This is a genomic window from Bradyrhizobium sp. USDA 4473, from assembly GCF_054063335.1.
The window spans coordinates 1444065-1457452 of the sequence record NZ_JBSSGE010000001.1; the positions used below are offsets into that span (position 1 = coordinate 1444065).

13 protein-coding genes are annotated in these 13388 nt (G+C 64.8%); 5 read left to right on the forward strand and 8 right to left on the reverse strand.

What is annotated here, in order from left to right; translation table 11 throughout:
* Window positions 1–16 precede the first annotated feature (16 nt).
* Entirely contained in the window at window positions 17–988 is a 972-nt protein-coding gene (locus tag ACVW17_RS06770; RefSeq protein WP_456751114.1) for a Bug family tripartite tricarboxylate transporter substrate binding protein, read from the reverse strand.
* A 218-nt stretch (window positions 989–1206) separates the two neighbouring features.
* On the opposite strand from ACVW17_RS06770, the gene ACVW17_RS06775 reads away from it, so the two are divergent.
* Complete coding sequence (locus ACVW17_RS06775) at window positions 1207–1626, forward strand: VOC family protein (RefSeq protein ID WP_456751115.1); 420 nt, start codon at window positions 1207–1209, stop codon at window positions 1624–1626.
* Window positions 1627–1816: 190 nt separating this feature from the next.
* Window positions 1817–3397 carry an AMP-binding protein gene (locus ACVW17_RS06780; RefSeq protein ID WP_456751116.1) on the forward strand — a complete coding sequence of 527 codons (1581 nt, stop codon included), beginning with the start codon at window positions 1817–1819 and terminating at the stop codon, window positions 3395–3397.
* Window positions 3398–3404: 7 nt separating this feature from the next.
* Here ACVW17_RS06780 and ACVW17_RS06785 read toward each other — a convergent pair whose 3' ends face one another.
* From ACVW17_RS06785 to ACVW17_RS06800, 4 genes are all read right to left on the reverse strand, one after another.
* Window positions 3405–4694, reverse strand: coding sequence for a cytochrome P450 (locus ACVW17_RS06785; RefSeq protein WP_456751117.1), 1290 nt, complete (start codon window positions 4692–4694; stop codon window positions 3405–3407).
* Between the two features lie 243 nt (window positions 4695–4937).
* Window positions 4938–6035 carry an HD-GYP domain-containing protein gene (locus tag ACVW17_RS06790; protein ID WP_456751118.1) on the reverse strand — a complete coding sequence of 366 codons (1098 nt, stop codon included), beginning with the start codon at window positions 6033–6035 and terminating at the stop codon, window positions 4938–4940.
* 268 nt (window positions 6036–6303) lie between these two features.
* The gene (locus ACVW17_RS06795; protein ID WP_456796978.1) at window positions 6304–8589 is read right to left on the reverse strand and encodes a molybdopterin cofactor-binding domain-containing protein; all 2286 of its coding nucleotides are present in this window, start codon (window positions 8587–8589) and stop codon (window positions 6304–6306) included.
* Window positions 8586–9077, reverse strand: coding sequence for a (2Fe-2S)-binding protein (locus ACVW17_RS06800; protein WP_456751120.1), 492 nt, complete (start codon window positions 9075–9077; stop codon window positions 8586–8588). The genes ACVW17_RS06795 and ACVW17_RS06800 overlap by 4 nt, the downstream gene beginning before the upstream one ends.
* Window positions 9078–9362: 285 nt before the next feature.
* Here ACVW17_RS06800 and ACVW17_RS06805 point away from each other — a divergent pair, with 285 nt between their 5' ends.
* From ACVW17_RS06805 to ACVW17_RS06815, 3 genes are read left to right on the forward strand one after another with little or no spacing between them, the layout of a single operon-like run.
* Window positions 9363–10130 (forward strand): alpha/beta fold hydrolase, encoded by a 768-nt coding sequence (locus tag ACVW17_RS06805; protein WP_456796979.1) that lies wholly within the window; start codon window positions 9363–9365, stop codon window positions 10128–10130.
* A 34-nt stretch (window positions 10131–10164) separates the two neighbouring features.
* Window positions 10165–10500, forward strand: coding sequence for a hypothetical protein (locus ACVW17_RS06810; RefSeq protein WP_456751122.1), 336 nt, complete (start codon window positions 10165–10167; stop codon window positions 10498–10500).
* Between the two features lie 48 nt (window positions 10501–10548).
* Complete coding sequence (locus ACVW17_RS06815; RefSeq protein WP_456751123.1) at window positions 10549–11223, forward strand: dienelactone hydrolase family protein; 675 nt, start codon at window positions 10549–10551, stop codon at window positions 11221–11223.
* A 141-nt stretch (window positions 11224–11364) separates the two neighbouring features.
* Here the strand turns inward: ACVW17_RS06815 and ACVW17_RS06820 are convergent, their stop codons facing one another.
* The 3 genes from ACVW17_RS06820 to ACVW17_RS06830 all read right to left on the reverse strand — a co-directional run bounded on the left by ACVW17_RS06820 (window position 11365) and on the right by ACVW17_RS06830 (window position 13318).
* A complete protein-coding gene (locus ACVW17_RS06820; RefSeq protein ID WP_456751124.1) occupies window positions 11365–12099 on the reverse strand; it encodes a polysaccharide biosynthesis/export family protein in 735 nt (244 codons plus the stop codon).
* 116 nt (window positions 12100–12215) lie between these two features.
* Window positions 12216–12875: a peptide-methionine (S)-S-oxide reductase MsrA gene (gene msrA, locus ACVW17_RS06825; protein ID WP_456751125.1), complete on the reverse strand. Its 660-nt coding sequence runs from the start codon at window positions 12873–12875 to the stop codon at window positions 12216–12218.
* Between the two features lie 125 nt (window positions 12876–13000).
* Window positions 13001–13318 (reverse strand): hypothetical protein, encoded by a 318-nt coding sequence (locus ACVW17_RS06830; protein WP_456751126.1) that lies wholly within the window; start codon window positions 13316–13318, stop codon window positions 13001–13003.
* Between the last annotated feature and the right edge of the window lie 70 nt (window positions 13319–13388).

Genomic DNA, 13388 nt, shown 5'->3' on the forward strand with positions numbered 1-13388 from the left:
TCCCGACACGCGACGCCTACTCGACCTTGAGGCCGGCGAACTCGACGACCTTCTTCCACTTGTCGGTCTCGGCCTTGATGTCGTTGCCGAAGGCGTCCGGCGTCTGGATCAACGAATCGCCGCCGAGCTCGACCAGGCGCTTGCGCATGTCGGGCTCGGCGAGAACGGCGTTGATCTCGGTGTTGAGCTTCGTGATCAGTTCCTTCGGCGTGTTCTTCGGCGCCCCCATGCCGAACAGCGCGCTCGCCTCGTAGCCCTTCACGGTCTCGGCGATCGCCGGCACGTCGGGCAGCTGCGAGGACCGCTCCGCGGTAGTGACGCCGAGCGCGCGCAGCGAGCCGGAGCGGATGTGCTGGATGATCGAGGGCATGTTGTCGAAGATCACCTGCACCTGGCCGCCGAGCATGTCGGTGATCGCAGGCGCGGCGCCGCGGTACGGCACGTGCTGCATCTTGCAGCCGGTCATCGACATGAACATCTCGCCGGACAGATGCACCGAGGTGCCGTTGCCGGACGAGGCCATGTTCACCTTGCCGGGATTGGCCTTCACATATTCGATGAACTCGGCAACGGTCTTGGCCGGCACGTCCTTGTTGACGGTCATCACGTTCGGGACGCGGTTGAAGGACGCAACCGGCGCGACGTCGCGCACGAAGTTGAACTTCAGATTGGCGTAGAGCGAGGCGTTGATGTAGTTCGCCGGATTGACCAGCAGCACGGTGTAGCCGTCCGGCTCGGCGTTGATCGCAGCCTCGGTGCCGATATTGTTGCCGGCGCCCGGCTTGTTCTCGATCACGAATTGCTGGCCGAGCTTCTCCGACAGCCGCTGTCCGATCAGCCGCGCGATGATGTCGGTGGCGCCGCCCGGCGGATAGCCCACGATCCAGCGCACCGGCCGCGCCGGATAGTCGGCAGCGGACGCACGGCCGATCGCGAATGTCGAAATTCCCGACCCGATCAGGCCCAGCGCGGTGCGGCGTGAAATCATGAAAGTTTCTCCCAATCCAGCAGGGTTTGGTGCCCTGCCCGTTTCTGTTGCGTTGCGTGCGGCGCGGTTTTAACAAACAATGCCAGATGCGGCCAGTGCGACACGTGCGCCGCCGACCGCGACGAAAGACTAAGCTGCAATCCTGTCATGACGCGTTTTCTTCACGCGAACCGGTATCCACTTCGCTCGAAAACGCTCTGGACCGAAGAGGATCGATCATGTCCGTCAAGGTGAATGGGCTCGACCATCTCGTGATCAATGTCAGCGATGTCGTGCGCTCGGTCGCCTGGTACAGCAGGATCCTCGGTATGGAGGTGAAGGTGTTCGACCCCGGCAAGGGCAAGACGCCGCGCACTTCGCTGGTGTTCGGCAACCAGAAGATCAATGTGCGGCCGCGCGATGCCGACAAGGTGGATTGGTTCACCGCCGATCACGCGGCCGCCGGCAGCGACGACCTCTGCTTCCTCACCTCGAGCACGCCTGACGAAGTGGTCGCGCATCTGAAGGCCAACGGCGTCAACATCGAGGAGGGCCCGGTCGCCAGGCAGGGCGCGCGCGGCACGCTGCGCTCGGTCTATTGCCGCGATCCCGACGGCAGCCTGATCGAGATCTCGTCATATGAGCGAGACGCGACGTAGCATCATTACGAGGCAGCGATGCGCGCCCGCTCATAGGTGCGTACGATAGACCCAGCTCTTCCGCGCGGCGGAACGGATCGCTTCGGCGCAACATTGCTCTGCAAATCCCGGTTTGCGCTCGGCGCACGCCGATGGCAGAACTGCTCCCAACCAAGATCAATGGCGGCCGCCCAAGGCTGCGGGAGGACATATGACCAGTTCAAAGCCGGTGCCGGGAATCGTCGGACCGTTTGCCGGGCTCGACGTGCCATGGCTACTGAGAATGCGCGCCGAGGTGCGCCGCGATCATCCGTTCCTGATCTGGGCGCCGTTCGATGCGCCGGCGCGGCACTGGAGTTACGGTGAATTCCATGAGCGCGTCGGCGCGCTCGCCGCAGGCCTTGCCAAACGCGGCATCAGGCAGGGCGATTATGTGCTGATCCATCTCGACAATTGCGTCGAGGCGATCATGTCGTGGTTTGCCTGCGTCGAGCTCGGCGCCATCGCCGTCACCACCAACACCCGCTCGGCCGCAGCCGAGATCGAATATTTTGCCGGCCATTGCGGCGCGGTCGCCGCGATCACCCAGCCGGCTTATGCCGAACTGATCGCGACCAACTGCAAGAGCCTGCGCTGGATCGCGGTGACCTCGCACGACGCCGGCCAAGCGCCGGCGCAGGCGCCTTCGCAAGGCGACAGTTTTGAAGCGCTGTTCGGCGACAGCGCCGACCGGCCGCGCCGCCCGACCGATCCGCTCGCCCCGTGCAGCGTGCAATACACCTCCGGCACCACGTCGCGGCCGAAGGCGGTGCTGTGGACCCATGCCAACGCGCTGTGGGGCGCCAAGATCAACGCCGCACATCAGGACCTTCACGCGACGGACGTGCACCAGACCTATCTGCCGCTGTTCCACACCAACGCGCTAGCCTATTCGATGCTGGCGATCCTGTGGGTCGGCGGCAGCTGCGTGATCCAGCCGCGCTTCTCGGCAAGCCGCTTCTGGCCGGTCGCGCTCGAGCACGGCTCGACCTGGACTTCGACGATCCCGTTCTGCATGCGGGCGCTGCTCGATCATGAGGTGCCGAAGAACCACAAGTTCCGGCTCTGGGGCACCGCGGTGAACGCGCCGCCGGCGTTTGCCGTGTTCGGCATCAAGATCATCGGCTGGTGGGGCATGACCGAGACCATCACCCACGGCATCATCGGCGAGGTCGACCAGCCCAACACGCCGATGTCGATCGGCCGCGCCGCGCCGGAATACCAAATCCGCATCGTCAATGATGACGGCACGCCGACCGGCGTCGGCGAGACCGGCAATCTGCTGATCAAGGGCATTCCCGGCCTGTCGCTGTTCGCCGAGTATCTGCACAACGAGAAAGCGACGCGCGAGAGCTTCGACGAGCACGGCTATTTCATCACCGGTGACCGCGTCACGATGCTGGAGCATGGCTACATCAAGTTTGGCGATCGCTCCAAGGACATGCTGAAGGTCGGCGGCGAGAACGTCGCGGCTTCCGAGATCGAGCAAGTGATCGCGGTGGTACCTGGTGTCCGCGAGGCCGCGGTCGTCGCCAAGAAGCATCCGATGCTGGATGAAGTGCCGGTCGTCTTCATCATCCCGCAAACCGGCGTTGCGGCTCTGCCGGCCGATCTGCACGACAAGGTCATGACCGCCTGCCGCTCGGGCCTCGCCGACTTCAAGGTGCCGCGCGAAATCCGCTTCGTCGACGAGATGCCGCGCTCGACGCTGGAGAAGGTCGCGAAGGCTGAGCTGCGGAAGATGCTGGAATGACAGGTGGTCAATTCACCTCAAACCTAATCGGAAGCTTCTTCGGACCACTGACGAAGTAGGCCTGCGTCATCTTCACCTCGCCGTCGAGCGTGAGCGATTTCAGGTGCGGCAGCAGCTCCTCGAACAGGATGCGCATCTCGAGCTTGGCGAGATACTGGCCGAGGCAGAGATGCGCGCCATAGCCGAACGCAACATGGCGGTTGGGCTTGCGGTCGCTGCGGAAGCGGTCGGGGTCCTCGAACACCTCCTCGTCGCGATTGCCCGAGGCGTAGCACAGCATCAGCCAGTCGCCCTTGGCGATCTTGCGGCCGCCGAGCTCGGTATCTGATGTGGCCGAGCGCATGAAATGCTTGACCGGCGTCATCCAGCGGATCGCTTCGTCCACCAGGCCCGGGATCAGCTCCGGGTTGGCCTTCACCTTGGCGAATTCCGCGGGGTCTCGCGCCAGCGCCCAGATCGCGCCCGCGGTCGAGGACGAGGTGGTGTCGTGGCCGGCGGTGGCAACGATCATGTAATAGCTGGTCTGGTCGTGCTCCGGCATGTAGTCGCCGCCGATCTTCGCGTTGGCGATGACGGTGGCGAGATCGTCGCGCGGGTTCCGGCGGCGCTCCTCGGTGATCTTGCGGAAGTAGGCCGAGAAGTCGGCGATGATCGCCTGCAGCATCACGGAGACCTGCTCGGCACTGAGCGCATCGCGGACGCGCGCCGTATCCGGATCCTGCGGGCCGAACAGCTCCTGCGTCAGCTTCAGCATGCGCGGCTCGTCCGCCTCGGGCACGCCGAGGATCTCCATGATGACGTGCAGGGGATAGCCCAGCGCGACGTCCTCGACGAAATCGCAGGTGCCGCCGCGGTCCAGCATGCGCTGCACCGTGGCGCGCGCGATCTCGCGCACGCGGCCCTCGAACTTGCCGAGATTGGCCGGCATGAACCAGCCCTGGGTCAGCGCGCGGTATTTCGGATGGTCGGGCGCATCCATCTGCACCAGCGAGCGCACCAGATTGGGTCCGCCGGTGATCTTGCGCACGCGCTCCTCGAGCGCCCGGTTGGTCAGCGTGGTCGGCCGGTCGGCATTGTGGAACAGGTCGTTCTGCCGGCTGATCGCCTGGATATGGGCGTGCTTGGTCACCACCCAGAACGGATCGAACTTGTCCGGCCGGGCGATCCCGAGCGGATTGTTGGCGCGCAGCCAGCGATAGCTGGCGTGAATGCGGTCGTCGGCATAGGCGACGGGATCGACGAGGGTTGCCGCGATGTCAGCGGGGATGTCGACATCCCCGGTCGTTGCCGTGTCCATGATCGTCCTCACCCGCGCAAAGCATCGGTCATGCCGATGATCGCCGGAATCTAGGCGGGGTTAAGGTCGCGGACTTGCGTTGATTGGCTAAGGCCGTCGCCGGAGCCGTCATTGCGAGGAGCGAAGCGACGAAGCAATCCATCGGTCCGCGGGCGTGGAGCGATGGATTGCTTCGCGGAGCCTGTCATCGGGCGCGCGTTCGCCGACCCGTTGGCTCGCAATGGCGGCAAAGGCCGCGAAGGCTCAGTAATGCCCGAATGCCACCGGGCGGAACGCCTGCAGCAATTGCTGGTCAAGCTTGCCGCCCATCTCCTCCATCATGGAGAACGCCTTGGCGTGGGTGAACTGCAGCCGGTAGGCGCGCTTCTCGACCAGCGCGGCATAGACATCGACGATCGTGGTGACACGGACGATGTCGCTGATCTGGTTGCCGCTGAGGCCGTTGGGATAACCGGTGCCGTCGAGGAATTCGTGGTGATGCAGGATCACGTCGAGCATTTCCGGCGGGAAGCCGCCCTGCGCTGACAGTGCCTCGTAGCCGCGACGCGGATGCTCGCGCATCTCGGCCATTTCCTCGACCGTCAACGCGCCGGGCTTGTCGAGCAGCGCGACCGGAACGAAGGCCTTGCCGACATCGTGCAGCAGCGCGGCGCGGGCGAGCCGGCGCTGGTCGTCGTCGCGCATGCCGAGATGCTGCGCGAACGCGACCGCAAAGCCGGTCACGAACAGGCAATGGCGATAGGTCTCCTGATGATGGCAGCCGACGGTGGTCAGCCATTCACGCAGCGAATTGTGCTTGATCGCTTTCAGAATCTTGTTTTCGGCGGCAACGATGTCCTCGAACTTGAGCGGTTCGCCGGCGCGCATCCGCTCGAACATCTTGACCATCACGCCATGCGCGGCTTCGACACCGCGGTTGAGCGCCTTGCCGCGGTCGGTCTCGTCATAGCCGCTGTCGTCGGGAAATGCGGCGCGGATGCGCTGCAGGATGCCGCGCGCATCGAACGGCCGCGAGATCGTGTCGGTGGCGCCGAGCGCCCAGGCCTGCATCGAGGCGTGATGCAGCGCATCCGCCAGCACGAACAGCCGCGGCATCTCGCGATAGGCGTCGGCCTGCAGCTTGCTGCGGACCAATTGCACGGCTTCGGGCGAGCGCAAATTGATGTCGACGACGATGCCGGAGAGATCGCGGGCCGGCCGCTCGGGAATATCCGATGTCGGAACGGTATCGACCTCGCCCACCGAGCGCAGGATGCTGGCGAGCTCGTTGCTCTGATCGCTTCGATCTGACGCCAGCAGGAGGCGGCGCTTCGAAGTCTGGTTATTGGCCAAGGCAGTCATGACATCCCCGTCGCGGTAACGACCGACGCCGGGACGCTACCTGACGATGCGTTCCCTCCGGCTTAATGGGGATGCTGAACGATGGTTAAGCACAATAGGCGCAATTTGAACGATTGTGGAATCCGCCTGCAAAATCAGGCCGGCCGGAAATGGTCGAGCCGGCCGCGTCGGCGGCGACTCGTGAATTCTTGCGGCTTCGCCCATGCGCGTCGCAAAGAAAACGCCGGAGAGCGGTCAAGCTCTCCGGCGTCTGCATTGGTTCAGGCCATTACGCCTTCATCGCCGCCTTGACCGCTTCCGCGGTGATCGGTAGGCCGCGGACGCGGGCACCGACCGCGTTGAACACGGCGTTGCCGATCGCCGGCGCCACCACCGTCACGGCGGGCTCGCCGACGCCGGTCGCCTTCTCGCCATTAGCGATCACGTTGACCGCGACTTCCGGCAGCTGGCTCATCCGAAGCGGCGTGTAGCTGTCGAAGTTGGTCTGCTCGATGCCGCCGTCCTTCAACGTCGCCTTCTCGAACAGCGCCAGTGACATGCCCCACAGCGCCGCGCCCTCGACCTGGGCCCGGATGCCGTCGGGATTCACCTGCGTTCCAACGTCGGTCGCAACCGTCAGCTTCTTCACCGTCACCTCGCCCGACGGGGCGACGGCAACATGGGCGACGCAGGCGGTCCAGCTCGCCGTGGCGCGCTCCTGCGACGACACGCAGGCCACGCCCATGCCTTCGCCCTTGGGCAGCTGCTTGGTGCCGTAGCCGGCGAGACCCATCGCAGCGAGCAAGGTGTTGCGGAGACGCTGCGCGCCGCCGTCATTCTTGCCCTTGCCGTCGAGCAGCGAGATGCGCAGCTGGGCGGGGTCCTTGCCGGTCGCGTGCGCGATCTCGTCGATCATGCTTTCGACCGCCCAGAACGTCCAGCCCGGCGCCACCGAACGGAGCTGACCCGACGGGGTGGCGTTGTGCGCCATCTCGTTCTTGATCGCCCGCACATAGTGATTGGGCACGGTGTAGAAGAAGTCCGACCCGTTCACCGTGAAGGAATCGAGCGGACCTTTCTTGTCGACCGAGGGCGTGAGGAAATCAGGGATCCCCCAGCGCGCGGTCGGCCAGGCCGAGACCACGTCGTGGCTCATCGCGACGATCTTGCCGTCGCCGTCCATGCCGGCCTTCACCTTCTGGTAGGTCAGCGGACGCGAGAAATCCATCGTCATGTCGTTCTCGCGCGTATAGATGACCTTGACCGGCTTGCCGACGGCCTTCGCCGCCTGCACCGCGGGCACCATCATGTCGGCGTCGAGACGCCGGCCGAAGCCGCCGCCCAGCCAGGCCTGATGCATCACCACGAACTTCGGATCGATCCCGGCGGCGCCGGCTGCGATCGCACCGGAGCGCGTCGCGAACTGGTTGCCGGAATAGATGTGCAGGATGTCGCCCTTGAACTCCGCGGTGGCGTTCATCGGCTCCATCGGCGCATGGATGTTGATGTTGGTGGTGTACTCCGCCTCCAGCACCTTGGCCGCCGAGCCGTAGGCCGCATCCGGATCGCCGTCCTTGACGAAGAACTGGCCGGAATCGCTCAATCCCTGAAGCCGCTTGGCCTCGGCGAGCAGCGACTCGCTCGACAGCTTGGCGTTCGGACCGCCGTCATAGCTGATCTTCAGCGCCTCGGCCGCCTTCTTGGCATTGGCGTAGGTGTTGGCGACCGCGACGACCCAGCCGGTCGTGGTGGTGGTCTTGTCGTCGAGGGTGACGGCCTTGATGAAGCCCGGCACCTTCTTGGCCGCGCTGTCGTCGACCGACTTCACGGTGGCGCCGTAGCGCACCGGCGGGGTAACCAGCGCGCCGTAGACCATGCCCGGCAGCATCGTGTCGATGCCGTATTTCGCCGTGCCGTTGACCTTGAACGGGATGTCGAGCTGCGGCACCGAGATACCGATCATTGTGTACTGATCCGGCGTCTTCAGCTTGATCGCCTTCAGATCGTCAGCCGTGAAGGTCTTGGTCGCCTTGCCGCTCTTCACGATTTCGGCGAACGACATCGACTTCTTCGACTTCGGATGGCTGATCGTCGACGCGCGCACCACCAGCTCGCTGGCCGGCACGCCCATCGAGGCGGCCGCCGCCTCGGTCAATGCGATCCGGCCGGCGGCGCCGGCGCGGCTCATTGCGTCGAAATTCATCATCGTCGACCAGCTGCCGCCGGTGATCTGCGCGCCGAGCACGGGATCGTTGTACTTCGGATCGTTGGAGGCGAGCTGGACCCGCATGTCCTTCCAGTTCGCGCCGAGCTCTTCGGCGACGATCTGCGCCATGGTCGAGGCGACGTGCTGGCCCATATCGGCCTTGCCGCAGGTCACGGTGACGACACCATCGGGCGCGATCGCATACCAGACGCTCGGCTCGAAATTGGCGGGTGCGGGCGCCGCGAGCGCCTGGTCGATGCCGGACGCGGCGTAGCCGAGCACGAGACCGGTCGCAGCGGTACCGACCAGGAAGGAACGGCGGCTGAGATCGGTCGTCTCGGGAGCGAGGTTCTTCACGTGCTTGTTCATGTGGCCCTCCGCTCGGATCCGGTGGCCGATGCGGTGCGCATGTCGGACGCAGCGCGCATGATCGCCTTCTGGATTCGTGAATAGGTCATGCAGCGGCAGAGATTGCCGTCCATATGCGCGACCACTTCTTCCTTGGTCGGATTGGTGTTCTTCGACAGCAGCGCGGCCGCCTGCATGATCTGGCCGGACTGGCAGTAGCCGCATTGCGGCACCTGCTCGGCGACCCAGGCCTTCTGCAAGGGATGATCGCCCTTGGGCGACAGGCCTTCGATGGTGGTGATCTTCTTGCCGACGGCGTCGGCGACCGAGGTCTGGCAGGACCGCACCGCTTCGCCGTTGACGTGAACCGTGCAGGCGCCACAGAGACCGGCGCCGCAACCGAATTTGGTGCCCGTCATCTGCAATTGCTCGCGGATGACCCAAAGCAGCGGCGTGTCATTGGCCGCCTCGACGGACATACTCCGTCCGTTGATATTGAGATTTGGCATCTCTCTCCCCTTCCGGTGTCGGAAGCCGCTTACGGCGGCAACTCACTGTTGGGTCATGGCTGGCGCCCACCGGGTAAGCGACAGTTGCCGAAACAATGATCCGGTTCCCGGCTGGAGGCAATCCAATTTGGAATTGCTCGAAAAGAATAAATTTCGGAAACTGCTTGTTGTGCAATGCGGCAACGGCATGAAGCTTTTGAAATGCCAGTATTGATGCCGTATCGATCACTCCTACCAAGGTCGGTATTCGCCGGACCTGAGGTCGACAACAGAAGGAGCCCGTCAATGGCCAAGCTCAACCGTAGCGGCGTCGACATCTATTATGAGATTCACGGCGAGGGCCCGCCCTTGATTCTCACCCACGGCTATTCGTCGACCTCGGCGATGTGGCAGGGCCAGATCGAGGCACTGTCGAAGCGGCACAAGCTCATTCTCTGGGACATGCGCGGGCACGGCCAGTCCGACTATCCCGACGATCCGGATGCTTATGGTGAGGCCCTGACCGTGGGCGACATCGCCGCCCTGCTTGATGCCGCCGGCGCCGACCAGGCGATCGTCGGCGGATTGTCGCTCGGCGGCTACATGTCGCTGGCCTTCCATCGCGCCCATCCGGAGCGGGTGCGCGCGCTCCTGATCATCGACACCGGCCCCGGCTTCAAGAAGGACGACGCCCGCGAGGTCTGGAACCAGCGAGCCCGCGACACCGGCGACCGGTTCGACCGCGAAGGGCTCGACGTGCTGAAATCGCTGAGCGCCGAGCGCGCCTCAGTCTCGCATCGCAACGCCAGGGGCCTCGCGCTCGCCGCGCGCGGCATGCTGGCGCAGCGCGATGCGCGGGTGATCCAGTCACTGCCGGGAATCAAGGTGCCCGCGCTGGTTGTGGTCGGCGCCGACGACACACTGTTCCTGGCGGCGTCCGACTACATGGCAGCGAAGATCCCGGGCGCGCAGAAGGCGGTGATCCCGAACGCCGGCCACGCCGTCAACATCGACCAGCCGCAGGCCTTCATTGCCGCTGTGTTGCCATTCCTGGACGGCCTTGAGGCCAAGTAAGGGATCGAGTGCAAGTAACGATCAGGGACACGCCATGAAGACGATCGCCGTCGCACTGCTGCTGACTGCCGCTGCGACAGAGGCGAACGCGCAGAAGCTGCCGTTCGTGACAGCCCCGTCGACCTTCACCGCGACGCTGTCGAACAGCACGCCGCTGGTGTTCGGCATGGGCAAAGAGGACGCGCAGCGCGCGCTCGGCACACCCTTGACGTATGTCAGCGGCCGGCCCGGCAACGAGATCTTCCTCACCTTCCGCGACATCGGCGGCAGCGGGCTGTTCCCGCATCACGACCGCCTCTTTCTCCAGTTCCGCAAGCACCGGCTGACTGGCTGGAAGGCCGACTGGGGCGAGAACTGGATGTGGCGCTAACCCTCGTCAAAGAACTTCATGCAACCCCCAACATGACAAGGACGGACCATGGGACAAGACATCAAGCTGAAGGCCTCCGACGGATTTGAACTCGGCGCCTATCGCGCCGATCCCACCAGCGCGCCGAAGGGCGCCGTCGTCGTGATCCAGGAGATCTTCGGCGTCAACCACCACATCCGCTCGGTCTGCGACCGGCTGGCGAAAGAAGGCTATGTCGCGGTTGCGCCCTCGATCTTCGACCGCATCACGCCGAACTTCCAGAGCGGCTATTCACCCGACGAGGTCGCCGAGGCGCGCAAGTTCGTCGCCAGTCCGGACTTTCCCGCGATGCTGCGCGACAGCCAGGCGGCGATCGACGCGGTGAAGTCGGTCGGACCTGTCGGCATCATCGGCTTCTGCCTCGGCGGCAGCATCGCCTATGCGGCCGCCACCAAGCTGACCGGCCTGTCGGCCGCGATCGGCTATTATGGCGGCGCCATCATCCGCTTCGCCGACGACAAGCCGACGGTGCCGACCCAACTGCACTTCGGCGAGAAGGATGCCGGCATTCCCTTGAGCGACGTCGAGACCATCAAGTCGAAACGGCCCGAGGTCGAGGTCTTCATCTATCCCGGTGCGCAGCACGGCTTCCATTGCGACGAGCGCGCCAGCTACGACAAGGCCAGCGCCGACATCGCCTGGCCGCGCAGCATGGAGTTTTTCGCGAAGCATTTGCGGAAATAGGGCGCCGCTTTTTCCCAACTCGTCATTCCGGGACGCGCGAAAGCGCGAGCCCGGAATCCATCTGCCGGCATCATTTGTGGTGAAATGGATTCCGGGCCTGCGCCTTGCGGCGCATCCCGGAATGACGGCGGAGAGAGTCCACTAAAACCAGCGCTCGCCAACGAACACCGTATCGCCCGGGCTCATCGGCGTGCCCAGCGGCACCACGAAGCGGCCGGCGCCGGACGCGTCGGTATGCGTCAACGTCACGCTGTCGCGGCGGGCGCGGGGCGAGAAGCCGCCGGCGATCGCGACCGCGCTTTCGACGGTCATGTTCGGCACATAGGGATATTGGCCCGGAGCCTGGACCTCGCCGAGAATGAAGAACGGACGATACGACTCGATCTCGACCGCCACCGAAGGCTCGCGGATGAAGCCGTTGCGCAGCCGCGCCGAGATCTCGCCGGCGAGGCCGGCCGGTGTGCGGCCGCGCGCCGGCACCGAGCCGATCAGCGGCATGGTGATCGCGCCGGCGGCGTCGATCGCATAGGAGTTGGTGAGGCCTTCCTGGCCGTAGACCACGACGCGGAGCTTGTCGCCCGGGCCGAGATGATAGGAATTGTCGTAGCCAGCGGGCCCACCCGGGGCGGCGGCGTAAACGACCGGGGCGGCATAGCCATAACCGGGAGAAGCGCTGGCGAAGGCGGATCGCAATGCGCTGATTGCACCGCCGCCTCCGTCAGCAACCGGAGCGGGCGCGTAGGCCGGGCCGTAGGTGACGGCATCGACGCCTTGCGGGCCGACGGCAACGGGACCGGACGTGCTCATGCAGCCAGACAGCGCGAGCGCAGCCACAACGGCAGTGATCGGCAATCGTAACGCGCGTGCAACCGGCACCGGACCTATCCCTCAACTACGAGACAGGCCCAGTCTTGCACCACTTATGGTTAATAAAGGGTTTTCGAGGATCGGTGGGGAAGCCGGAAAACCCGGCTTCCCATCGAACTGCAAGATCAGGCGGCGGTGACGCCGACGCCGATCGGGCACGACACGCCGGTGCCGCCGAGCCCGCAATAGCCTGCCGGATTCTTGGCAAGGTACTGCTGGTGGTAGTCCTCGGCGAAGTAGAATTCGCCCGCGGGGGCGATCTCGGTGGTGATCGCACCGAGCCCCTTGGCGGCAAGCGCCTTCTGATACATCGCCTGCGACTGCTCGGCGGCTCTGCGCTGCGCATCGCCGAACGTGTAGATCGCGGAGCGATATTGCGTGCCGATATCGTTGCCCTGGCGCATGCCCTGCGTCGGGTTGTGGTTCTCCCAGAACGTCTTCAGCAGCTTCTCATAGGAGATCTTCTTCGGGTCGAACACGACCAGCACCACTTCGGTGTGGCCGGTGCGCCCCGAACAGACTTCCTCATAGGTCGGGTTCGGCGTGTGGCCGCCGGCATAGCCGACCGCGGTGGTATGGATTCCGTCGCCGAGCTCCCAGAACTTGCGCTCCGCGCCCCAGAAGCAGCCGAGCCCGAACACCGCCTGCTCGAGGCCTTGCGGATAAGGCGGCGTCAGTTTGCTGCCATTGACGAAATGCGTGGTCGCAGTCGGAATCGGCGTCGCGCGGCCCGGCAGCGCCTCGGCGGCACTCGGCAACGCGGTGGTCTTGCGCATGAACAACATGGATACCTCCGGGCGGGACATCGGCCGACGCGGCAAACGGCCTGCGGGCCGACTGTCACCTATATATGTCGTTACATGGACGATGGCAGCCCTGTTACGATGGGCCAGGCCCGAGAGGGCCATAGTCAGTCGCGCGCGTAGCCGATCAGGGGCTTGCGCGGCCGGAACAGGACCATCAGCAGGATCCCGGCGATGCCGAACACCGCGAACACCGGCTGCTCCAGCAGCAGGCGGATCACGTCATTCCAGAGCCACGGTGCGAAGCGATCCACCCAGGCATGAAACGCCTGCTGGCTCGACTGGTGGATGTCGTTCCAGAACTGGCCGAATTGGGTGAACCGCAGGCTCTGGTCGGCGACGTAGCGCGCTCCGTCATAGACCATGAAGATGAAGCCGCCAGCCAGCAGCAAAAGGCCGATCAGACGGAAAAAGCCGCGGATCATGCGTCACCCTAACTCCCTGTCGCGCCCCAGGCGTCGTCAGGCCTTACCGGGCGCCCCCGGGAAATTCAAC

Excerpts from the sequence above, each read along its gene's own strand:
- msrA (WP_456751125.1), bottom strand. The coding sequence starts at position 12,875 with ATGTTGTTCATGCGCAAGACCACCGCGTTGCCGAGTGCCGCCGAGGCG.
- ACVW17_RS06795 (WP_456796978.1), bottom strand. The coding sequence starts at position 8,589 with ATGAACAAGCACGTGAAGAACCTCGCTCCCGAGACGACCGATCTCAGC.
- ACVW17_RS06770 (WP_456751114.1), bottom strand. The coding sequence starts at position 988 with ATGATTTCACGCCGCACCGCGCTGGGCCTGATCGGGTCGGGAATTTCG.
- ACVW17_RS06785 (WP_456751117.1), bottom strand. The coding sequence starts at position 4,694 with ATGGACACGGCAACGACCGGGGATGTCGACATCCCCGCTGACATCGCG.
- ACVW17_RS06780 (WP_456751116.1), top strand. The coding sequence starts at position 1,817 with ATGACCAGTTCAAAGCCGGTGCCGGGAATCGTCGGACCGTTTGCCGGG.
- ACVW17_RS06790 (WP_456751118.1), bottom strand. The coding sequence starts at position 6,035 with ATGACTGCCTTGGCCAATAACCAGACTTCGAAGCGCCGCCTCCTGCTG.
- ACVW17_RS06830 (WP_456751126.1), bottom strand. The coding sequence starts at position 13,318 with ATGATCCGCGGCTTTTTCCGTCTGATCGGCCTTTTGCTGCTGGCTGGC.
- ACVW17_RS06775 (WP_456751115.1), top strand. The coding sequence starts at position 1,207 with ATGTCCGTCAAGGTGAATGGGCTCGACCATCTCGTGATCAATGTCAGC.
- ACVW17_RS06815 (WP_456751123.1), top strand. The coding sequence starts at position 10,549 with ATGGGACAAGACATCAAGCTGAAGGCCTCCGACGGATTTGAACTCGGC.
- ACVW17_RS06800 (WP_456751120.1), bottom strand. The coding sequence starts at position 9,077 with ATGCCAAATCTCAATATCAACGGACGGAGTATGTCCGTCGAGGCGGCC.
- ACVW17_RS06805 (WP_456796979.1), top strand. The coding sequence starts at position 9,363 with ATGGCCAAGCTCAACCGTAGCGGCGTCGACATCTATTATGAGATTCAC.
- ACVW17_RS06810 (WP_456751122.1), top strand. The coding sequence starts at position 10,165 with ATGAAGACGATCGCCGTCGCACTGCTGCTGACTGCCGCTGCGACAGAG.